Source organism: Gluconobacter aidae (genome assembly GCF_009547075.1).
Taxonomy (GTDB): Bacteria; Pseudomonadota; Alphaproteobacteria; order Acetobacterales; family Acetobacteraceae; genus Gluconobacter; species Gluconobacter aidae.
This window is the reverse complement of record NZ_WIPH01000006.1, coordinates 57,766-78,695: the sequence shown is the minus strand read 5'-3', so window position 1 is coordinate 78,695 and position 20,930 is coordinate 57,766. Positions and strand designations below refer to the sequence as shown.

Annotated in this window: 16 protein-coding genes; 7 read left to right on the top strand and 9 right to left on the bottom strand. The window is 61.2% G+C overall.

The window, feature by feature from the left end; translation table 11 throughout:
• Window positions 1-9: 9 nt before the first annotated feature.
• The gene (locus GFJ39_RS04550; RefSeq protein ID WP_153430261.1) at window positions 10-2,091 is read right to left on the bottom strand and encodes a lysylphosphatidylglycerol synthase domain-containing protein; all 2,082 of its coding nucleotides are present in this window, start codon (window positions 2,089-2,091) and stop codon (window positions 10-12) included.
• A 54-nt stretch (window positions 2,092-2,145) separates the two neighbouring features.
• Entirely contained in the window at window positions 2,146-3,777 is a 1,632-nt protein-coding gene (locus GFJ39_RS04545; RefSeq protein ID WP_153430226.1) for a lysine--tRNA ligase, read from the bottom strand.
• Between the two features lie 210 nt (window positions 3,778-3,987).
• Between GFJ39_RS04545 and GFJ39_RS04540 the strand changes: the two genes are divergently transcribed.
• Window positions 3,988-6,921 carry an ATP-dependent DNA helicase gene (locus GFJ39_RS04540; RefSeq protein WP_153430225.1) on the top strand — a complete coding sequence of 978 codons (2,934 nt, stop codon included), beginning with the start codon at window positions 3,988-3,990 and terminating at the stop codon, window positions 6,919-6,921.
• Window positions 6,922-7,143: 222 nt separating this feature from the next.
• On the opposite strand, the gene GFJ39_RS04535 is transcribed toward GFJ39_RS04540, so the two are convergent.
• The 4 genes from GFJ39_RS04535 to GFJ39_RS04520 form a co-directional block, all read right to left on the bottom strand.
• Window positions 7,144-10,128, bottom strand: a complete 2,985-nt coding sequence (locus GFJ39_RS04535; protein ID WP_194285287.1) for a TonB-dependent receptor domain-containing protein — start codon at window positions 10,126-10,128, stop codon at window positions 7,144-7,146.
• Window positions 10,129-10,409: 281 nt separating this feature from the next.
• Entirely contained in the window at window positions 10,410-12,050 is a 1,641-nt protein-coding gene (gene groL, locus GFJ39_RS04530) for a chaperonin GroEL (protein ID WP_153430223.1), read from the bottom strand.
• Window positions 12,051-12,100: 50 nt separating this feature from the next.
• A complete protein-coding gene (groES, locus tag GFJ39_RS04525; protein WP_024717078.1) occupies window positions 12,101-12,391 on the bottom strand; it encodes a co-chaperone GroES in 291 nt (96 codons plus the stop codon).
• Between the two features lie 131 nt (window positions 12,392-12,522).
• Entirely contained in the window at window positions 12,523-12,717 is a 195-nt protein-coding gene (locus tag GFJ39_RS04520; protein WP_153430222.1) for a DUF4169 family protein, read from the bottom strand.
• Window positions 12,718-12,759: 42 nt separating this feature from the next.
• Between GFJ39_RS04520 and GFJ39_RS04515 the strand changes: the two genes are divergently transcribed.
• Entirely contained in the window at window positions 12,760-13,470 is a 711-nt protein-coding gene (locus tag GFJ39_RS04515; RefSeq protein ID WP_228391793.1) for a dienelactone hydrolase family protein, read from the top strand.
• Window positions 13,471-13,578: 108 nt separating this feature from the next.
• Window positions 13,579-13,842, top strand: a complete 264-nt coding sequence (locus GFJ39_RS04510; RefSeq protein ID WP_228391792.1) for a hypothetical protein — start codon at window positions 13,579-13,581, stop codon at window positions 13,840-13,842.
• 46 nt (window positions 13,843-13,888) lie between these two features.
• Here GFJ39_RS04510 and GFJ39_RS04505 read toward each other — a convergent pair whose 3' ends face one another.
• On the bottom strand, window positions 13,889-14,779 hold the full coding sequence (locus GFJ39_RS04505; RefSeq protein WP_153430221.1) for an S-methyl-5'-thioadenosine phosphorylase: 891 nt from the start codon (window positions 14,777-14,779) through the stop codon (window positions 13,889-13,891).
• A gap of 274 nt (window positions 14,780-15,053) precedes the next feature.
• Between GFJ39_RS04505 and hemF the strand changes: the two genes are divergently transcribed.
• The gene (gene hemF, locus GFJ39_RS04500; protein WP_153430220.1) at window positions 15,054-15,971 is read left to right on the top strand and encodes an oxygen-dependent coproporphyrinogen oxidase; all 918 of its coding nucleotides are present in this window, start codon (window positions 15,054-15,056) and stop codon (window positions 15,969-15,971) included.
• Window positions 15,968-17,050, top strand: coding sequence for a type 2 periplasmic-binding domain-containing protein (locus GFJ39_RS04495; RefSeq protein ID WP_325062828.1), 1,083 nt, complete (start codon window positions 15,968-15,970; stop codon window positions 17,048-17,050). The genes hemF and GFJ39_RS04495 overlap by 4 nt, the downstream gene beginning before the upstream one ends.
• A gap of 5 nt (window positions 17,051-17,055) precedes the next feature.
• On the opposite strand, the gene GFJ39_RS04490 is transcribed toward GFJ39_RS04495, so the two are convergent.
• The gene (locus tag GFJ39_RS04490) at window positions 17,056-17,697 is read right to left on the bottom strand and encodes a Smr/MutS family protein (RefSeq protein WP_153430218.1); all 642 of its coding nucleotides are present in this window, start codon (window positions 17,695-17,697) and stop codon (window positions 17,056-17,058) included.
• Between the two features lie 83 nt (window positions 17,698-17,780).
• Here GFJ39_RS04490 and GFJ39_RS04485 point away from each other — a divergent pair, with 83 nt between their 5' ends.
• Window positions 17,781-17,990 carry a hypothetical protein gene (locus tag GFJ39_RS04485; RefSeq protein WP_153430217.1) on the top strand — a complete coding sequence of 70 codons (210 nt, stop codon included), beginning with the start codon at window positions 17,781-17,783 and terminating at the stop codon, window positions 17,988-17,990.
• Between the two features lie 111 nt (window positions 17,991-18,101).
• The gene (locus GFJ39_RS04480; RefSeq protein WP_153430216.1) at window positions 18,102-19,301 is read left to right on the top strand and encodes a lipase family protein; all 1,200 of its coding nucleotides are present in this window, start codon (window positions 18,102-18,104) and stop codon (window positions 19,299-19,301) included.
• A 66-nt stretch (window positions 19,302-19,367) separates the two neighbouring features.
• Here GFJ39_RS04480 and GFJ39_RS04475 read toward each other — a convergent pair whose 3' ends face one another.
• Window positions 19,368-20,876 carry a glycosyltransferase 61 family protein gene (locus GFJ39_RS04475; RefSeq protein WP_153430214.1) on the bottom strand — a complete coding sequence of 503 codons (1,509 nt, stop codon included), beginning with the start codon at window positions 20,874-20,876 and terminating at the stop codon, window positions 19,368-19,370.
• Window positions 20,877-20,930 lie beyond the last annotated feature (54 nt).

The following is a 20,930-nucleotide window of genomic DNA, read 5'->3' as shown; positions in this document are numbered from 1 at the left end:
AACCTGCGCTCATGAGCCGGTCAGACCTGACGCAGCCTGTGGCTGGCGCTTGCGTGCCAGCCGTTCCTCACCTTTCAGAAAAGCCCGCAGCATCCGATAATCCTCGGAAAAACAGCACACCGTCCCGGCCGTCCTGTCTGGACAGACCGTCAGTCCCAGATCGTTATAGACGGCCATCAGCGACTGGCCAACCTGTATGAAGGCGAGCTTGCACCCTTCCTGCAACGCCAGATCCCGCAACCGCCAGATTGCCGCAACATAGTTTCGTTCAGAACCGGCCGGATCACCCAGCCCGATGATGAACTGCCCCGTCCGCAGGAACGGAATGGCCGCACGCCCGGCCTCATCCAGCAACAGCCCGGTCGGACGGCACGCGCCCAACTGTGGCAGTGCATGAGCCAGACTGTGATAGCGATGCGCATTCTCGGCGGTCCAGGCCTCGAACCGGATCCGTGTCCTCCGCATCCCGCGCCACAGGGCATAGAACCCGCACAGTGCCGAAAATCCCAGAAACCAGCGCCCGACGGCCGTATGGGCGTCATAGATCATCGACCGCCACCAGATCGGCCCGAGATGCCGCTGCACAGCAACCCACCCTACCCCCAGCAGCCCGAGCCCCCACAGCGAGAGTGGCGCCAGCATCGACGGCGTCAGCGGTGCGGCCAGAAGATGCGCCCGGCGATAATAGCAGTTCCGGAACGGCAGCAGCAGCAGCATCACGAGGATGATGACCACCGGCCCTTCCCACGGCGCATGACGCAGCATCAGCAGCAGAGCCGCCGAAGCCAGCATCCCGAGGGAAAATTTCCAGGCCAACGCCACGCGCTGCGACAGCCCCCAGGACAGCGCCACCAGCCCGACACCCGCCACCGTCAGAAGCAGATCCGCGATCTGTGACACAGCCGCCCCAAGGGATGTCTGAAGCGGCGGCAGATCCGCCACAAGCGCGTAAAGTACAAGCAGAATGCCCACAACCGCCTGAACACTCGTCGCCACGGCCACGGAAAAATCTGCTTCCGACTCCCGAATGACCTGACTTGGCCGCACCCGTCGCGGCGTCTGCCCGGCCGAAACCAGAGCCTGTTCGCCGCGCAGAAACAGCTCATGCCCCGCGAACATCAGCCCCGCGAGAAGCAGTGGAATGATGTAATAGAAAAGCCTGAAAACAAGGATGGCGCCCATGATCTGCGACGCCGGCAGATAGGCCTGCAACGCCAGCAGCATGGCCCCGTCAAAAACGCCAAGACCACCCGGCACACTGGCCATGAGCCCGGCCGTATAGGACGCCAGATAGATCGCAAGAAACGTCCCGAATCCGAAATGCGCCTCGGGCGGAAGCGGAGGCAGCACGCAATACGCAATCAGCGCCGTCGCCGCCATATCCGCCGCACTGACCGCGATCTGCGCAATCGCAATACCCGACCCCGGAAGCTCGATCTCATATTTCCAGATCCGCACATGCCGCCGGACGCGCGCCACCAGCACATAAGCCAGCAGTACCCCCCACAGCGCCAGCCCCGCCAGACGGAGCAGGAACTCCGGCAGATGGGACAGAACCGGTACGGCATGCGGCTCGATGATGAGGATGCCGCCAATCAGCGCCATCGTCCCCAGCAGATAGGTCGCCGAGCAGAACGCAATGATCTGCGCAATCGCCCCCGGCGCCACGCCCCAGCTCCGATAGAGCCGAAAACGCACCGCCGCCCCGGAAATCGCCGCACATCCCAGATTATGGGACAGCACATAAGAGCAGAACGCCGCAAAGGCCGAGCGCTGGTAGGACACCTTCGCCCGGACATGCAGACAGGCCAGCCGGTCATAGAAAGACAGGATGAAATACGACAGGACCGTCGCCGCCCCACCCGCCAGCAATGCGGAATCCGGAATGGCGCTCAGGCTCGTGGTGATATCATGCAGCGACAGATGCCGCAGTTCCCGCCAGATGACGACGACCGCCGCCACCAGCAGGACCAGCCCCACGAGAGCGGGCGCACGGGACATGAACACCTGCCACCGCCGCTTCCGCTGCCCGGTCTCCGCACATGTCCCGTCAGCCGCCCCTACATCCACAGACAGGCTCTGCTCTTCCATCACGGAAGACACCTGAACATCCTGCGGCCTGTTATCTCCGGGCATGCCCACGGCTCAGTCCTGCACAGGCTCTTCGACAGGCCGCGCGAGAGCATCCCGGATCAGGCCGACCGTCTCCGGCAGCCCGAACAGGGACGCGAAAATCCCGAAGCGCGGCCCTTCGGTCTGTCCGAGCAGCACTTCATACAGACACCCGAACCAGGACCGCAGTTCCGGCTTGGCGAAATAGCGCTTGCCCACTTCGAACACCACATCCTGCACCTCACCCGGCGGTGTGTCCGGCGCCAGCTTCGCCAGTTCGTCCGCCAGATCCCCGAGCCCCTTCCGCTCGGTCTCTGTCGGCGCACGATAGGTCTTGTTGGGGTAAACCTGCTCCTTGAAATAGGTCAGCGCACAGTGCACGAGCCGGTCCACATACGGATGCGTCTCGGGCGAGAGCGTCGGATCATAGCGCCGCAGGAACTTCCACAGCGTCTCCGGTTTGTCGGCATTCGCCACGTTCGCAAGGTTCAGCAGCGCCGTATAGGACACCGGGCTGGTGTCTTCCGGACGGATCGTTCCGCCATGGATGAACCACACCGGATTGGCCATCAGCTCCGGCCCTTCCTGCGTCCCGGCCTTCTGCACGAGCGTCAGGTAATCATCCGTCGCACGCGGAATGACGTCAAAGAACAGACGCTTCGCCCGCGCCGGCTGCTGGAACATGTACTGCGCCAGACTTTCCGGCGTGCCATAACGCAGCCATTCCTCGACCGACAGGCCATTGCCCTTGGACTTGCTGATCTTCTGCCCCTGCGCATCAAGAAACAGCTCATAGGTCAGACCCGCAGGCGGCTCCTTGCCCAGAATACGACAGATCTTCGAGGACAGCTTCACACTGTCGATCAGATCCTTGCCGGACATCTCGTAGTCCACGCCCAGCGCATACCAGCGCATGGCCCAGTCGGCCTTCCACTGCATCTTGGCATGACCACCCAGAACGGACGTCTCGAACGTCTTGCCCGCCTCGTCTTTCCAGACAACGGTCCCGGCATCCGGATCGACCTTGATGATCGGCACCTGCATGACCTGCCCGGTCTCGGGATGGATCGGCAGAACGGGAGAGTAGGTCGCACGGCGCTCCGGACCAAGCGTCGGAATAATGGTCGCCACGACTTCGTCATGGACTTCAAGCATGCGGCGCAGAGCCGCATCGAACGTACCGTTGGTATAATACTGCGTGGCGGAAGCGAATTCGTAATCGAAACCGAAACTGTCGAGGAACTGGCGAAGGCGCGCGTTATTATGCGCGGCAAAGCTGTCATATTCGCCAAACGGATCAGGCACCCGCGTCAGCGGCAGTCCCAGATGCTTCGCGAGCATGTCCTGCTCCGGCACATTGGTCGGCACCTTGCGCAGCGCATCCATGTCATCGGAGAACGCGAGCAGGCGCGTCGGACGGCCCGTCAGCGCCTCATAGGCCTGACGCACCCAAGTCGTGCGCGCCACTTCGCCAAACGTGCCGATATGCGGCAGACCCGACGGACCATAGCCCGTTTCCAGAAGGGCCGGAGCCTGCTTCGAAGCATCAGAAGCGCGCGCGTCCATGCGCGCGGTGATTTTTCGTGCCTCATCGAACGGCCATGCTTTCGGAAGCGGCGCGTCAGGAGAGAGGGACGGGGCGATAGGTGTCTTGGTTTTCTGCATGATTGCCGGAAAAGGTAAGGAGACACCCCTCCCCGGTCAAGCAATACAACACATTGCGGTTTCAACCAGACACATCCATGTGGTTACGAAATATTTCAGAGACTTTTCCGTACGCCCCAAGCCCTTGCAGACAGCCGTGTTTCACGTTCCGTTCGCAAAACCCGCAAAACATCCTCGCCGGATTTTCCCCTACCCGCTACACTGGCGACAATGCCCCGCGCCCCCACCTTTCTCTCGCCATTCGACGCTCCGGCCCTCGTCGCCCGTCGCGGCCTGTCCTCGCTCCTTACTCCGGATGGCGAACTGCTGGACCTTACGGCGGAAGAAACGCGCGAGCGCCTCACCCAGCTTCCCCCGCCGCTTCTGGTCCACGGCCCCGCCGCCCTGCGCGCGCTGGATCTCTCCCCGCTGTCCCAGCCTGTCCCATGGTTCGACCTGCTGGACCTCTTCCTGTTCGTCCACCCCGCCACGACCGTCGCCCCCACCCCGCGCGGACTGGCCCTCGCGCTCGGCATCGAACCACCCGAGATCATCGGCGCGGACCTCCTGCCCGTCCTGTGCGAAACCCTGCTCGACGAACTGCGGCACAAGGTCGAAACGCCCGAAGGTACGCGCCTCCGTGCCCTGATGGTCCCCCTGACCCGCGCCGGCTGGGCCTGGAGCGGCGAGGTCACGGACGTTCTCGGAACCCCGCAAGACACGACAGGCGCGCATCCCTACGAAGCCATCCGCATCTGGAAGCGCCTGCCCCGCTGGGAAGAAACCGCTCCCCGTCCCGCGCCCGGAAGCCAGCCCGTCTCGCCAAACGCCGCCCGACAGCGCCTGCGTGACATCCTTGGCAAAAACGCCGAAATCCGTCCCGGTCAGGCCGATTTCGCATCCGTCGCCACAGCCGCTTTCGAACCGCGCGAAAGCATCGGCTCCCCCAATGTCGTCCTCACCGAAGCCGGAACCGGTACGGGCAAGACGCTCGGCTACATCGCCCCCGCCAGCCTCTGGGCCGAACAGAATGACGGCGCCGTCTGGGTCAGCACCTATACCCGCCATCTCCAGCGCCAGATCGAGCAGGAACTCCGCCGTCTCTACCCGAATGAAACCACACTGCGGGACAAGGTCGTCGTCCGCAAAGGCCGCGAGAACTATCTGTGTCTGCTGAACATGGAAGACCTGCTCAACGTCGCCACATCCCGTGGCCCTGACGGTTTCTCCGCGCTTCTCCCCATGGCCCTGCTTGCGCGCTGGGCCGAAGCCAGCCGCGACGGCGACCTCATGGGCGGGGACCTCCCCGGCTGGTTTGGCGAACTCTTCGGCCACGGCACACTGTTCGGCGTCGCGGACCGGCGCGGGGAGTGCATCCACGCCGCCTGCCCGCATTACCAGACCTGCTTCGTCGAACACGGCATCCGCCGCGCCCGTCAGGCCGATCTCGTCGTCGCCAACCACGCCCTCGTTCTCTCACAGGCCGCCTGGGCCGCCCTTGCTCCACCCGGCCTGCCCGACGAGGACACCACGCCCACGCGCTATGTCTTCGACGAAGGCCATCATATCCCCGATGCCGCAGACAGCGCCTTCGCCACAGCCCTGTCCGGCCTCGAAGCCGCCGAACTGCGCCGCTGGCTGCTCGGCGCGGAAGGCAGCCGCTCACGCGCCCGTGGCCTGCAACGCCGTCTGGACGACCTGGTCGAACGCCTGCCCATGATCGACACGCCGCTTCAGGCCGCACTTCAGGCCGCACGTGCCCTTCCCGCTCCCGGCTGGAGCACGCGCCTGCGCCCACAGACCGAGACCGAACAGGACCCTGACCTTCCCCCGCTCCCCGGCGAAACATCCCTGCTGATCCCGGAAGACCCCGCGCCGGAAAACCCGTCCGAAGCCTTCCTGCACGCCCTGGACCACCAGCTCCGCGCCCGGCAGACCAAGGACAGTCGCGACGGCTATATTTCGGCGGAATGTGACCTGCACCCCGTCAATGAGGATGTTGCCAGCGCCGCCGAAACCCTCAGCCGCGCCCTGACACGCCTGCGCGATCCCATTCGTCTTCTGGCCGACCGCCTCGCCGCACAGGTCGAGGACGATGCGGAAATGGACGCCCCGACCCGCCAGCGCATCGAGGCCATGATCCGCACCCTGCACCGCCGCGCCATCAGCCGCCTGTCCGGCTGGATCGGCATGCTGGACGCGCTTCAGACGCCCCCCGAACCGGACGTCACGCCTACCTTCGTGGATTTCATCCGCACCGAACGACTGCCCCGCACCCGCGCGACACAGGGGGATCATGACATCGGCCTGTACCGGCACTGGCTGGACCCGACCATTCCCTTCGTCTCGACGATCCAGACCCCCGCGCACGGCCTGCTCCTGACGTCCGCCACCCTGCGCGACCAGACCGGCCATGGCGACACACAGAACGAGGCAAGCTGGCACGCGGCCGAACTGCGTCTGGGCGCCACGCATTTCCTCAAGCCGCCCATCCGCGCCTCGGTCATGAGCCCGTTCGACTACGCGACGCAGACGCGCGCCTATGTCATCACGGACGTCTCGGGCGAAATCCCGTCCCTCGCCCACGCTTTCCGCGCCCTGTTCGAAACCGCAGGTGGCGGCGCGCTCGGACTCTTCACGGCCATCCGCCGCCTGCGCGAAGTCCATCGCCGCATCCACGAACCACTGGAAACACAGGGCTTCCCGCTCTACGCCCAGCATGTCGATGCGATGGACAATGCCTCCCTCGTGGACGTCTTCCGCACCGAAACCCATAGCTGCCTGCTGGGCACGGACGCCATGCGCGATGGCGTGGACGTCCCCGGCGAAGCCCTGCGCATGGTCGTATTCGAAAAGACGCCCTGGCCCCGCCCCGACATCCTGCACCGCGAACGCCGCCGCCTGCTCTCCGAAGGCCGCCCCGGCGATTACGACGATCGCATCACCCGCATGCGCCTGCGACAGGCTTTCGGCCGCCTGATACGGCAGGGCACCGATCGCGGCGTGTTCGTCATGCTGGACCGCCGCATGCCCTCACGCCTGCTCTCGGCCTTCCCCGACGGCGTGGATGTCCGCCGCATGCCGCTGGCCGAAGCGCTGGAAGACATCGCCCGCTTCCTGCATCCTGAAATACAGGAAAACGAGCCGCCTCTCCTTCAGGGCTGAACGGGACCACCAAGACTGCCCAGCCTGCTCATGCGCCTGCTTCAGTCAGCCCCATGCCTTGCGCAATGCAGCACGGCAAGGTCATCGGCGTTCCCGATCGTAAACCGTTTGACGGGTCCCGCCGCCCCCGGAAATTTCGCACAAAAAAAGAGCCCCCGACCACAAGGGCCGGGGGCTCTTCAGGACCCCGAAAGGTCCAGGCCGTTTTTCAGACTGGCAGGATCAGAAGTTCAGACCGGCCTGCAGGAAGAAATAACGTCCCTGATAGAAGCTGCCATAGGTCGCGCCGGCGCTGTTATCCACGCCACTGGCCACAAACGGCGGCTTCTTGTTGGTGATGTTGTTGATGCCGCTCTCGAAGTTCCACTTCTTCCAGCGATAGGCCAGCGTCAGATCCTGTTCGATCATCATCGGCGTCTTGTAACGGCCAGCCGTCGTGGAGTTCAGGAACTCGGACTGATCGTTCCAGCGCATACCGCCGATGAACTGCAACATATAGGTCGCCGTGAAGGCACCATGGGTCCAGCCGAACGTCGCATAGTCACGAACGCGCGGAATACCGTAGGACGCATTGGCGTTGTTCGGACCACCGGCATACAGCAGCGCACCGGTGTAGTTGGTGAACGCGCCACCCGGAACGAGTTGCTGCGTGTAGTTCAGCAGATACTGGAAGTTGTTGGAGACCGACAGGACATCGTGACGTGCCACACGGATACGGTAGTCGAAATCAAAGTCCACGCCGCTTTCATGCAGCGCACCCGTGTTCTGGTTCGTCGCCGACACCGTATTGATCTGGCCATTCGACAGACGGTTGATCGCATTGCAAAGCGAAGAGCTGGTGCCCGTGTAGCATCCGTCCAGAATATACTGCGTCGGAAGCGCGCTGATCGTGTGGTTGACCGAGTAGTGCCAGAACTCACCGGAGATGGAGAGGTTCGGGATCCAGCGCGGCGTGATGATCGTACCGAACGTGTAGGTCCGTCCGATCTCAGGTGCCAGATGCGCATTGCCGCCACCCAGCGTCGGAACCTGACCCGTGCCCGACTGATGGAACGTGGACGTGTTGATCCCCTGCTTGGCACAGGTTGCCGCAACTGTCGCAGAAGCAGCACCATACGTGCCGACCTGCCCGGCATCACACGGATCGTTGGCAAGATTGTAGCTGAGTGACTGCCCACCATACAGCTCATAGACGTTCGGCTGGCGATAGGACGTGCCGATCGTGCCACGGAAACGGATGTCCCGCGTTGGGGCCCAGTTGATGGATGCCTTCCAGTTCTTCGCCGTCTCGGACGTCGTGCTGTAACCGGACGCACGTCCCTGCACGTCAACCGTCAGATCCTTCGCAAGAAAGACATTCTTCAGCAGTGTCGCCTTGGCTTCCGCATAACCTTCCGTCACGTCAAAACCGCCGCTGGTCGGCAGAACCGTATTGGTCAGGCTCTGTCCGCTGCTGATCAGTTCGTCAGGCGTGTTGGTCAGCTGCTCGCCACGATGCTCGAAACCCACCGCAATACCCAGATCGCCGCCGCCCTTCCAGGGCATCGTCGTCACGTGGTTGTTGTGGATACGCAGGTTCCAGTCACGAAGCTGGTAATGCGAATGCGTGTTCGTGTTGTAGTTGACGTAGGATGCGGCCTGACTGCCCATCGTCCCGAACGGATTGCTGCATCCGAAAGACGGGCAGACCGACGGATTATAGACAAGCGCACTCGTCGCACTGGACGGATCAACCTGCTGCAGACCGTAGGCGTTCAGCAGGTTCGTATACGAACCCACATTCTCCAGGTGATCCGTCGACATGTTGGAACCGTAAGTATACGACAGGTCGTAGTTCCAGCCATAAGCAATCTCACCATTCAAGCCCACCTTGGCCGTGACGGTGTCGGTTGCATTCTCGTCGCGGCGGTCCCCGAGCTCCGTCAGGCGCTTCGTGATGTCCACGTCCTGACCGAACGGGTTGTTCGGATCATTGGCCGGCACCGTCAGAACGGACGGCAGCGTGCTGGGCTGGACAGAACCGTCAAACGGCTCGGCTGCCATATAGCTGGAGCTGGTCCGATGCGAGTACATCACATTGGAATACAGATTGGCGTGCCGGTTGAACTCGTAGTGGAAGTCCCCCGAGAGGCTGGCATCCTGAAGCTGGTTGATCAGGCTCTGATGGCGGCCATAGTCATACCGGTTGTTCGTGCCCCAGTTGCTGACCGTCTTTCCATCAGGCGCAACGGCGGCATTCAGGCCTGTCGTGCTGTTCTGAACATGCGTGTAGTTCGAATAACCTGAACCGTAGGTCTCCCCACCCGAACCAAAGGGATTATCCGTCAACTGCACCGGGTTGGCCCAGCTGCGGTCACGCTGCAGAACACCGCCCTGCGTCATATACTGGCCAAACAGCGTTAGGTTGCCCTTGTCATGATCGAAGTTCCAGCCCTTATAGGCGGAGATCATGCCCGTATCGTTGTCGCCCTGCCCGGTGATGCCACCACGGATCGTGATGTTTCCGTCCGAGAGGTTATGGCGCATCTTGATGTTGATGACGCCCGACACGGCATCCGCGCCATAAAGTTCGGAACCGCCATCTTTCAGGATTTCGACGCTGGCGATCTGCTGGACCGGCAGCGCGTTCAGATCGATGCAGTTGGTCTGACCGTTCAGCGTGGCGCGCTTGCCATCGATCAGCACCAGTACGCGGTTGGAACCCAGGTTACGGATATCAGTGCAGGACGCGCCACCCGTACCATTGGTTTCCGAGTTGTTCGATCCTGTTCCACCGATGGACGGGATACGCGCGAAAAAGTCGCTGAGCGTCGTGGCACCCGTCTGCTGGATCTGCTTCGCCGTCACGATCTGGACGGGGTTGGCGTTCTGGTTGTTTGAGGAGGCCAGAGCCGATCCCGTGACAACCATGCGCTCGGTCCCGCCCGAGACACCCTGCGCCTCAAGAAGCGCGGCACGACGGCGACTGGAGGAAGCCGACATGGTCGTGGCGACAGGCACAGCAACAGACGATGTGGCGGCAGGAGCAACAACAGCAGCAGATTTCGTGCTTTTGGCGGCAGTCGTCGAAGTGGAAGCCTTGTGATGCACAACCTTGTGGGAACGGTGTTCCGGCTGTGTCGTGGAAGCGGCGAATGCCGTCCCGGACAGGGTCCCAACTCCGAGAATTGATGCACACAGCAACAGATGGCGACGAGATGTGTTCATCAAAGAACAAGATCCTTCAGAAGAATGTTGGACCCTCTCTAAAGATGTCGGAGCGTTACTGTCACGAAAAATACATACCAGCCATGCTTATACGGAGCACTTGAATGCAACATGTGTTCTCCGCGCAACATTTATACCCCACCCCCGTTTTTTCGTTATCTTTCAGCAACTAAATAGACAAAGAAAAAGCCTCTGACCCGCAGGCAAGAGGCTTTTTTGCAACATCTGGGAGCCTTCCCCGCCCCTTCCGAGGAAGGAACAGGAAAGGAACCGGACTTCGATCAGAAGTCCATGTCACCCATGCCGCCCATGCCACCCGGAGCAGCGGCCGGAGCCTTCTTCTCGGGGCGCTCGGCAACCATGGCTTCCGTCGTGATCAGCAGACCACCAACCGAGGCGGCGTCCTGCAGGGCCGTACGGACAACCTTGGTCGGGTCGATGATACCGGCCGCCACCAGGTCCTTGTACTCACCCTTCTGGGCGTCGAAGCCGAAGACATAGCCGTCGTTCTCAAGCACCTTGCCTGCGATGACCGCACCGTCTTCACCGGCGTTGAACGCGATCTGGCGCAGCGGAGCCTGAAGCGCCTTGCGAACGATCTCGCCACCGACCCGCTGGTCGTCGTTGTCGAAGGTCAGACCCTTCAGAGCAGAAGATGCGCGGGCCAGAGCCGTGCCACCACCCGGAACGATGCCTTCTTCAACGGCAGCGCGAGTTGCGTGCAGGGCGTCGTCAACGCGATCCTTGCGCTCCTTCACCTCGACTTCGGTGCTGCCACCGACGCGGATGACGGCAACGCCACCAGCCAGCTTGGCCAGACGCTCCTGAAGCTTTTCGCGGTCGTAGTCGGACGTCGTTTCCTCGATCTGCGCACGGATCTGGTTGCAACGGCCCTTGATGTCGTCGCTGTTGCCAGCGCCTTCGACGATCGTGGTGTTTTCCTTCTCGATGTGGATCTTCTTGGCGCGACCCAGCATTTCGAGCGTGACGGATTCCAGCTTGATTCCGATGTCTTCGGAGATCACCTGGCCGCCCGTCAGGATGGCGATGTCTTCCAGCATGGCCTTGCGACGGTCACCGAAGCCCGGAGCCTTGACGGCAGCAATCTTCAGCCCACCACGCAGCTTGTTCACGACCAGCGTGGCCAGTGCTTCACCATCGACGTCTTCGGCGATGATGACCAGCGGACGGCCGGACTGCACCACGCTTTCGAGAAGCGGCAGCATCGGCTGAAGCGAGGAGAGCTTCTTTTCGTGGATCAGGATGTACGGGCTGTCGAGGTCAGCCGTCATCTTCTCCGGGTTCGTCACGAAATACGGGGAGATGTAGCCGCGATCGAACTGCATCCCCTCGACAACGTCGAGTTCCGTGTGCAGGCCCTTGGCTTCTTCAACCGTGATGACGCCTTCGGAACCAACTTTCTGCATGGCAGAAGCGATCATCTCGCCGATCTCGGTCTCGCCATTGGCGGAAATCGTTCCGACCTGGGCGATCTCTTCCGGAGACGTGATCTTCTTCGTGTTGCTCTTCAGCTGGTCAACGACAACGCCGACAGCCTTGTCGATGCCGCGCTTCAGATCCATCGGGTTCATGCCGGCGGCAACAGCCTTGGCGCCTTCACGGATGATGGCCTGAGCCAGCACGGTTGCGGTCGTGGTGCCGTCGCCTGCGATGTCATTCGTCTTGGACGCGACTTCGCGGACCATCTGGGCGCCCATGTTCTCGAACTTGTCAGCCAGTTCGATTTCCTTGGCAACCGACACACCGTCCTTGGTAATGCGCGGTGCGCCAAAGCTCTTGTCGAGAACAACATTGCGACCCTTCGGGCCCAGCGTCACCTTGACGGCATTTGCGAGGATATCAACGCCACGCAGCATACGCTCACGGGCATCAGCGCCGAACTTTACGTCCTTGGCAGCCATAATTCTTACTCCTGAATGAGGTTTTTACGAGAGGAAACGGGGACGGCTGATCAGCCGATCACACCCATGATGTCGCTCTCTTTCATGATCAGCAGCTCTTCGCCGTCGATCTTGACCTCGGTGCCGGACCATTTGCCGAACAGCACCTTGTCACCAGCCTTGACGTCCAGAGCCACAACCTGGCCCTGCTCGTTGCGGGCACCCGGGCCGACAGAAACGACTTCGCCTTCGGTCGGCTTGTCCTTGGCGGTGTCAGGAATGATGATGCCGCCAGCGGTCTTCTCTTCGCCCGTCAGGCGACGGACCACCACGCGGTCATGAAGGGGACGAAACTTCGTCATGGATCGCTCCATTTATGGCCACACCCTTGTACAAAGCAGCGTGACCGGGTTGCTGCACTCAATGACTGCAGTGCAGTTTGGCACTCTCACACGGAGAGTGCCAAAGACATAGTCCTCCTCCCCATTCCGCGTCAAGGATTCTCGCTATCGTCCCGAGAAAGTTTCCGCCCGTCCAGCAGAGCGTTCAGGCGCTCTTTCTCCTGCTTTTCCAAGGCTTTCTGGCCCTTCGTACGCCCTTGTAGTCTCCGATTCGCGTCCGCCACCCTCGCATCCTCGATCCCCTTGCGGCGTTTGCGTTCCCGACGGAGATTAACGATGTCGCTCATGGCTCATGGCCTTCCGGGCGTTACAGAACTGGATACACAGACATGAAACACAGCCCCGCAGACAAGAAAACCCCCGTTTCAGGCCGGATGGTAGCTCTGACCGCCACGGACGGACACAGCTTCGACGCCTGGGAAGCAGGCTCATCGGAGTCGCCCTTCGCGCTCATCGTCGTTCAGGAAATTTTCGGCCTCACCGATCATATCCGCAATGTCTGCAACGATTTCGCGGCGGAAGGTTTCCACGTCCTCGCCCCAGCCGTGTTCGACCGCGCGAAAGCCGGCGTCGTCCTGCCCTACTCACAGGCCGGCGTGACGGAAGGGCTCGAACTCCGCAGCCAGATCCCGTCCGATAAAACACTTGTCGACATTGTCGCGTGCGCGAAGGCCCTGCGCGATGCCGGGCACAAAAAAGTCGGCATCATCGGCTTCTGCTGGGGCGGTCTGCTCGCCTGGCTGACCGCGACGCGCACCCATGACGTGGACGCGGCCATAAGCTGGTATGGCGGCGGCATCGGCAACCATGTCGAAACCGCGCCGCACTGCCCGGTCGAACTGCATTTCGGTGGTGAGGATTCCTCCATTCCCCATACCGAAGTCCAGAAAATCCGCGACGCCCGCCCCGAGGTCGAGGAATATGTCTATGACGATGCCGGCCACGGTTTTGGCTGCCCCGAGCGTGCGAGTTTCAACCGCGATGCCCGCGACCTCGCCTGGTCGCGCAGCGTCGATTTCCTGAAAACACACCTCGCCTGAGGCAATCTCCTCCCACGGTGACACAGCCTGTCGCAAAACCGTGGGAGGGGTCTTATAACGTATGGTAATTCCGGCGAACACCGCACCGGATCAGACAGGAGTTTCAAAATGAGCACCAATCCGCTCAAAGACGATCCCAAGCGCGAGGCCGCGATCCAGCACGAAGCGCGCCTTCTGTGGGAAGCCGACGGCAAACCGGATTGTGGTCCCGAAGGCTATCTCGAAAAAGCGACCGATCTGATCGCCATCAAGGGCGTACCGCAGGGCACCCCGGTCAAGGACCTGCCGCCGCCGGAACTCGACGGTGTGGAAATCGACGATCCGCGCGCAGGCATTAACGTCGACGCAGACCCGAACCACAATTTCGACTGAATATGGTTCACGCCGCGCCTGGTGAAGGCGCGGCACCCGCAGGGCCTCAGCCCTGTTTCAGAACACGGCCCGCAACAGCATCGAGCTTCGCGACCAGCTTTGGATCACGCGCGGCGGGCGCCGTGATGATCGCATGATCCAGAGCCCGTTCGGCACCTGCATCGACCGGACGCTTCCTGCCCAGCACCGGAATGACAGCCTTCACAAGGCGACGCGCATTCTCCGCATTGCCCGTCATGACCTTCACGACAGCCTCGACCGTCACACTGTCATGCTCGCTGTGCCAGCAGTCGAAATCCGTGACCATCGCCACAGTCGCGTAGTTCATCTCCGCTTCACGGGCGAGCTTGGCTTCCGGCATGTTCGTCATACCCACGACCGAACAGCCCCAGGACCGGTACAGTTCGCTCTCGGCGCGGGTTGAAAACTGCGGACCTTCCATCACCAGATACGTCCCGCCCCGCGTGAAGGGAATCCCGAGCGAAGCCGCCTCCCCCTGCACCACATCCAGCACACGCGCCGAAACCGGGTCCGCCATGCCAACATGCGCCACACAGCCCGTGTCGAAAAAGCTCTTCTCACGCGCAAAACTGCGGTCGATAAACTGGTCCACCAGCACGAAATGCCCCGGCGGAAGCTCTTCCTTGAGCGAGCCCACAGCCGAAAGCGACAGGATATCCGTCACACCGGCCCGCTTGAGCGCATCGATATTGGCGCGGAAGTTCAGACGCGACGGCGGAATGGGATGCCCCCGTCCGTGACGCGGCAGGAACACGCACTGCACGCCCTCGAACGTGCCGAACAACAGTTCATCCGAAGGCTCGCCCCAGGGCGTTTCCACCCGGCGCCATTCCTTGTTCTCGAGTCCGTCAATGTCATACAGCCCCGAGCCACCGATCACACCGATGACGGGCTGGATTTCCTGTTCCGAAGACATGTCTGTTCCTGATTTCTGATTGATCCGCTCGCCCGTTCTGGACCACGAGACGGCCCGACACGCAAGCCTTGCGGCCCGCAAGCCGCGTGTTGCAGCATTCAGAGAAACTTTTTCACAAAATGCTGCCGTTTTTACGAAATGAAAACGTCTTTGCGCCATCGTCCCGCCACGGATCATCGGCAGGCATGCATCAGCCAACTGTTCGGCAGCGGCACGATTTGCTAGGACACTGCGCGTAACGAAGTTTTGTCCTGTATAGACGGGGGAAGAAAACATGGACCAGATCAGCCCCGGTTTCGCCGAAACCGTTCGTCCAGACGTGCCTCACGACGCCCTCAAGCAGGACGCCAAAGCCTGGTTCGAAACCCTCCGCGACCGCATCTGCGCGTCCTACGAAAAACTCGAAGACGAAGCAGCGCAAGGCGGTTCGCAGGTCCTGCGTGACCGCACGGCCCCGGGCCGTTTCGAACGCACCGCCTGGAGCCGCCCCGAAGGCGGTTCCGGCGTCATGTCCGTCATGCGCGGCCGCGTCTTCGAGAAGGTCGGCGTCAACGTCTCGACCGTCTGGGGCGAGTTCTCCCCCGAATTCCGCAAGAACATCCCCGGCGCTGACGAAGACCCGCGCTTTTTCGCAACCGGCGTCTCCCTCGTCGCCCATCCGTGCAACCCGCATGTGAGCGCTGCGCATTTCAACACGCGCATGATCATCACGACGAAGGGCTGGTTTGGTGGCGGCGGCGACATCACCCCGATGTTCCCCGAAAGTGCGGAAGCGCAGTCGGACGCCGCCTATTTCCACAAATCCTTCGAAGACGCCTGCAACCGCCACGACCCGGAGCATTATCCCCGCTTCAAGGAATGGTGTGACCGCTACTTTCACCTGCACCACCGCAACGAACCGCGTGGTCTGGGCGGCATTTTCTACGACCAGTTCTATACCGGTGACGTCGATCTGGACTTCGCCTTCACCAAAGACGTGGGAATGGCCTTCCACGACGCCTACCCGGCCGTCGTCCGCCGCCGCATGTTCACCCCCTGGACCGAAGCCGACCGTGACGCCCAGCTCATCCGCCGCGGCCGCTACGTCGAGTTCAACCTGCTGCATGACCGTGGAACGCTGTTCGGCCTCAAGACGGGCGGCAACACCGAAGCCATCCTGATGAGCATGCCGCCGGAAGTCCGCTGGCCGTGAGACTGACCCGACGTGCAGCCCTGAAGGGGCTGGCGGCTCTGACCGGAGCCGCTCCCTTCCTGAAGGTCCCGGCCCGGGCCGGGACCCTGACGGGTGTCCAGCTCCTTCTGGGCGGCACGCTCGCCTCCACCCCCGGCCAGTTCGCAGAGCTCGCGAGCGGCCCCCTGTCCCACGCCCTGGAGCTGGAGACACCTCTCGAACTGACCCCCGACATCGGACAGGACGGCGTCCGCGCCGCCAACCTGTTCGACGCCAACAGCGCGCCTGACGGCAACACCGCCCTGGCGCTGCCCGGCGCCACCCTGCTGGCATCCCTGACCGGCGATTCCCGTGTCCATTACGATTTCGGACGCTGGATCCCCGTCCTCGTGGCCTCCACCACAACCGTCGTCATCGCGCGTGCGGAACTGCACAAGACCCTGCGCAGCCGACTGACGGGTTTCTTCCATGACCACCCCGTCCGCCTTGCGGTCTCGCATATCGGCGGCCCGGAACTGAACGCCCTGATGGGTCTGTCGCTCCTCGGCCTGCGCCCCATTCCCGTGGCCGGCTACGTCGATTCATCAAATGCCCTGACCGCCCTGCATGAGGGCACTGTCGATGCAGTCCAGATTTCCCCCTACACGCTCGACCGCCCGCTTGATGACGTTCTCGCCAACCTGCCCGAAGGGACGAGCGCGATCTATTACACCGGCGACCTGACCGACACGCATGCGACGACCATCCCCATTTTCCTGGAAGCCTATCAGCAGGCCCGGCACCGGCCGCCCGAAGGCCCGTTCTATCATGCCTGGCAGGCCGTTTCCGCTGCCGCCGACACGGCCATGGCCCTCGCGCTGCCCATGTTGACCCCACCCGGAATCGCCGCACAATGGAGCCACGCCTGCGCGGCAATCGGAGCGGATTCCGGCATCCGGCACTGGGCGGACCTGCATCACTTCAAGCTGGCCACAGGGGAAAATGCCGCTCCATTCCTGTCACGGACGGTCCCGGATCTTGGTGCCACGCTCGCCCTGCGCCGCTGGCTCGCCGTCAACATCCCGCGCTGGCGCGAAGGACAGGAAACCCGCCACCTCTGACAGGATCAGCGGCGGCGCGTCTTCAGCAGGATCCGGACCGACCCATGATTGGCGGCATGAGGATGCACGACCGCCAGCACCATGGACCGCAAATCCCCCCGCTGAAGCCACAGCGGCAGTTCGCGCCGGATCAGCCCGCTGGTCTGCCCGCTCCCCAACCCCGTCACGATTTCGATACAGCGCCAGTTCCGCACACGGGCGCGCTGCATGAAGTCATACAGCCGCTCGAACGCCTCCTGTACGACATAACCGTGCAGATCGAGTCGCGCATCCACCTTCATCTGCCCACGTGACAGCCGCTTCCAGCTCGTATCATCCAGTCCCGGCGCGCGAACGCCAACGGCAAGCTCTGCCGGACGTGACACAGGCTTTTTCGGCTGGACCGAAACAAAGGAACGCCGGGAGACCACGGGCGTCGAGCGCGCAGCTTCCGGCATAAGCGCGGGGGGCTCGGTCTTCGCCACGGGCATCATGCGATGCGGAGTCCGCGAAGACTTCAGCGGCTTGATGTCACGGACAACCATCCGCCACAACGTCGCCTCGTCCTCCCTCAGATCCCGCTTCGCCACACCGTCCTCACCTGCTGCCTCGCCTGTCTCTCCCGACTGGGATTCAGGCCCCGAGCATGTAACGGTTTCCAGCGTCATTGAACAATGTTCTTTCGGGATTTCGGCACTTCCGCCGCACTGATACGTTGACTGTCAGGTTCCATCTCCAAGAGGACAAACCCATGAGCCATCTGACACAGGAAGAGCGCGACAGCCTGCCCGACAGCGCCTTCGGCCTCCCCGAGAAGCGCGCCTATCCGATCGATACCCGCGCCCGCGCCAGCAACGCCAAGGCCCGGGCCACGCAGGAATACGAGCGCGGTCTCCTCACGGCGGAAGAGCGCGACCGGATCGACAGGGCCGCCGACCGCCGCCTCGCCCAGGACGACTAAAACTACCCGCAATCGCAAATTCACTTGACGTTAAGGGACATGCCGTCAGTCTCGCTTGCACGCGGCGTTACATGCGCTGGCTTTCGAAGCGAGACTGACAAAGGATTTTTCATGCCCCTGCCTTTCCTGCGCAAGATCCTGCCCCTTCTTGCGAGCACGGCCCTCTGCGTCTCTGGCCTCGCCAACGCTCCCGCAGCACACGCCGCCCCCCTGGCCGCTGTCCAGAAGCCCGGAACCATCATCGCCTCGGCCCCCCTGGCTGACGCCCTGAGCCTGCCGGACGCAGGGCGCGCCCTGCGCATCACCTATCTTTCGACCAACGGCATCACCGGCAAGGGTCTCGTTCCCGTCACGGCCGAGATCATCGTGCCCGCAGGCCCTGCTCCCCAGGGCGGCTGGCCAATCGTCGCCTGGGCCCACGGCACCGTCGGCATCGATGATAGCTGCGCGCCCTCCCTCAACCCGTACAGCGACCGCAACCGCACCTATCTGTCCGCTTGGATGAAACGCGGTTTCGCCATTGTCGCCACCGATTATCAGGGCCTCGGAACACCCGGCCCTCACGCCTATCTGGACACCCGCGTTGAAGCATACAGCGTCCTGGACAGCGTCCGTGCGGCGCTCGCCAACTTCCCGGGCCTGAAAAACCGGATCATGATCGTCGGTCAGTCGCAGGGAGGCGGTGCGGCCGTCGCCGCCGCGTCTTACGCGCCGATCTACGCGCCTGAACTGGACATCCGCGGCACCGTGGCCACCGGCGCCCCTTACGTAACGCCCGAACTGCTCGGCGGCCTGCTCAAAGCCGCTTCACAACCCGGCGCCGGCTACAATCCGCTGATCGATTACGTCTTCTACCTTGCCGCCGGACTGGAAGGGCGCGATCCCCATTTCCGTCCCGAACAGGCTTTCACACCCAGAGCACTGCCCGTGTACCGCAATGCCGCGCATGAATGCCTGACGTCGCTGTCCAGACAGAGCCGGGACGCTGGCCTGACATTACACAACAGCCTGCAACCGACCTTCCTCAAAGCCATAAGCCCGGCGCTGAAGGATATGGCCTTTCCGACCCTGAAGCTGGCCCAGCCGCTCTTCACCGGCACCGGCACGAACGACCATGACGTGCCCCCGGCTCTTCAGCTCGGTCTGGTCAAAGCCGCCTGCGCGGCCGGCTCAACCGTTCAGGCCCATGTCTACCGGGGACTGGACCACAGTCAGACCGTCAACGGCTCCCTGCCGGACTCCGCCGCCTTCACGACAGCCGTAATGACCGGGCAGCCCGTCACCCCGCAATGCAATCCCGTTCCACAATAAAACAGGGGAAAATAAACTCTCCCATCATGCCCACTCAGGCATCACGATTGTCAGAAGAGAAAAATTCTACTGACAATCGGAGCCTTCAAACCGTTGAAGCGCATTCCCCAGACAGGGAGCAATCGTCAGGCACCCAGCCACATCTCCCGTGTCAGAAAGATACGCCAGCGCTTCCAGAAGAATTTTCAGGTCCCCGGAAAAATCCGGATAGTCCACAGGCTTCAGTCGAAAGAGTTCCCAATCATTGACATGCTCCGCATCGCAATGAAGGCTCTTATTCAACTCCGGCGGAACTGCTTTCAGCCATTTACCATTTACCGGGTTGCGAAATCCGATACCATTTTCATCTTTAAAATTCAGATATGATATAACTCTTGTCTCGATCAATTCTTTTTCTATAAAAAACGGCGGCAAAGAGGAATGGTTTGCAAAAATGAATGACTTGTTACCCACTGTGGCTACAAGAACGTCATAATCCCCGACCTCCTTCGCATCTCTCGAAAGAAGAATATTTTCATGACCTACAAAGAAAATATTCCCTCTGTTTTTTCGATCCAGAAATCCCAATCCCAATTTTTCTATTATTGTTTTCCAATACGCACTTGATCCGGCAGTATTCACCAGATTTTCCGCAAGTATTGAAGGATCTATCTTATCCTCACTGTACATGTAGCGTATCTCGGTATCATGCGCCGCATCCATCAATTCGTATGAACGCGCAATAGGCCGGTCTGAGGGACAAATGGCTATTCCCTTTGGAGTTCCGGCAAAGATCGACGTATGAAAAGCCGAGCCGATAGGCCCTATGACAATATTTTCGTTAAATATCCTGATCTGATCGGCAACAGACAGTTCTTCAGGACGAACGACCTTGACCCCACGTCCCGAAAGTTCAGCACAGAGATCCTCTTCGTTACAGGGAAGACGACTATTATAGAGAGGGCTGACCCTCGAGAGATACACCATCCCTTTGAAATCAAAGCTGCTTTCCTGAATCGCCTTCAACGACAGCGCTTTCAGATATTTTGCATAGCCCGTGTAAACAAACCCATCTTCAGAAAAAGCCTGCCCCGGTATGGTAATGAAATCAAATTTTAGCGGCACACGGGGAATAATGATCTGTTCTTTTCGGACCCCCGCATAACGAAGCAGATCGACCATCCAGGGCTTCGAAAAAATCTCTTCAACCGTCATGTCGCTGTGGAAAAGTACCAGCGTTTCCGATGAACATTCCCTCGAAAAATACCACAGCGTGTTCAGACATTCGGTTATGAAATGCCCGTAATGATCGCCAATGCATCCCCCGTACACGACAGGGCGGTTCTGGCGGGATGCCGGTTCTCCACTTTTTTCCGTCGTCAAACACTGTGTTTTCAATACAGGCGGATAACTCGAGAAAAGAGCATTTCCAAGGATCTGTCGCCCCGTCTCATCAAATAAACCAAAATCCTTGTCCAAACCGCCCTGTCGTCTTGGAACGTAGAGAACATTACGGCGGTTAAAAACCTCCGGAAATCCATTTATAACAGACCCAGAAACATCATATTTTACGCAATCCTTGAGATAATCACTCATACTACAACCTGTTGTGAAAATATTTTTATTTAAAATCGGTCACGAATCTGCTGG

Bases quoted from the DNA above. Each gene is read 5' to 3' on its own strand.
- GFJ39_RS04515 (WP_228391793.1), top strand. From the start codon at position 12,760: ATGAAACACAGCCCCGCAGACAAGAAAACCCCCGTTTCAGGCCGGATG.
- GFJ39_RS04490 (WP_153430218.1), bottom strand. From the start codon at position 17,697: ATGACGCTGGAAACCGTTACATGCTCGGGGCCTGAATCCCAGTCGGGA.
- GFJ39_RS04520 (WP_153430222.1), bottom strand. From the start codon at position 12,717: ATGAGCGACATCGTTAATCTCCGTCGGGAACGCAAACGCCGCAAGGGG.
- GFJ39_RS04540 (WP_153430225.1), top strand. From the start codon at position 3,988: ATGCCCCGCGCCCCCACCTTTCTCTCGCCATTCGACGCTCCGGCCCTC.
- GFJ39_RS04510 (WP_228391792.1), top strand. From the start codon at position 13,579: ATGAGCACCAATCCGCTCAAAGACGATCCCAAGCGCGAGGCCGCGATC.
- hemF (WP_153430220.1), top strand. From the start codon at position 15,054: ATGGACCAGATCAGCCCCGGTTTCGCCGAAACCGTTCGTCCAGACGTG.
- GFJ39_RS04475 (WP_153430214.1), bottom strand. From the start codon at position 20,876: ATGAGTGATTATCTCAAGGATTGCGTAAAATATGATGTTTCTGGGTCT.
- GFJ39_RS04505 (WP_153430221.1), bottom strand. From the start codon at position 14,779: ATGTCTTCGGAACAGGAAATCCAGCCCGTCATCGGTGTGATCGGTGGC.
- GFJ39_RS04535 (WP_194285287.1), bottom strand. From the start codon at position 10,128: ATGAACACATCTCGTCGCCATCTGTTGCTGTGTGCATCAATTCTCGGA.
- groES (WP_024717078.1), bottom strand. From the start codon at position 12,391: ATGACGAAGTTTCGTCCCCTTCATGACCGCGTGGTGGTCCGTCGCCTG.
- GFJ39_RS04480 (WP_153430216.1), top strand. From the start codon at position 18,102: ATGCCCCTGCCTTTCCTGCGCAAGATCCTGCCCCTTCTTGCGAGCACG.
- GFJ39_RS04485 (WP_153430217.1), top strand. From the start codon at position 17,781: ATGAGCCATCTGACACAGGAAGAGCGCGACAGCCTGCCCGACAGCGCC.
- GFJ39_RS04550 (WP_153430261.1), bottom strand. From the start codon at position 2,091: ATGGAAGAGCAGAGCCTGTCTGTGGATGTAGGGGCGGCTGACGGGACA.
- GFJ39_RS04545 (WP_153430226.1), bottom strand. From the start codon at position 3,777: ATGCAGAAAACCAAGACACCTATCGCCCCGTCCCTCTCTCCTGACGCG.
- groL (WP_153430223.1), bottom strand. From the start codon at position 12,050: ATGGCTGCCAAGGACGTAAAGTTCGGCGCTGATGCCCGTGAGCGTATG.